Source organism: Pseudomonas parasichuanensis (assembly GCF_021601385.1).
GTDB lineage: Bacteria > Pseudomonadota > Gammaproteobacteria > Pseudomonadales > Pseudomonadaceae > Aquipseudomonas > Aquipseudomonas parasichuanensis.
This window is the reverse complement of record NZ_BQHO01000133.1, coordinates 1-204: the sequence shown is the minus strand read 5'-3', so window position 1 is coordinate 204 and position 204 is coordinate 1. Positions and strand designations below refer to the sequence as shown.

The following is a 204-nucleotide window of genomic DNA, read 5'->3' as shown; positions in this document are numbered from 1 at the left end:
GCGATGTCACCGAAGATCAACAGCCGTCGTTCACCGTCAAAGTCAGCCAGAAGCTGGATCAGGATCTGACTGTCACGCTGTCCAACGGCGCCAAAGTCGTGATTCCGGCGGGCCAGACCGAAGCCATCTACAAGGCCGACGCCCAGGGCGACGACGTCTTCAAAGACGCCGACAGCCTGACCGTCGGTGTCAGCGACGCGACCG

Annotated in this window: 1 protein-coding gene; it reads left to right on the top strand. The window is 61.8% G+C overall.

The annotated features are described in order from the left end of the window. Window positions 1-204, top strand: a 204-nt coding sequence (locus tag L6D77_RS27260; protein ID WP_236170257.1) for an immunoglobulin-like domain-containing protein, incomplete at both ends; no start/stop codon positions are given.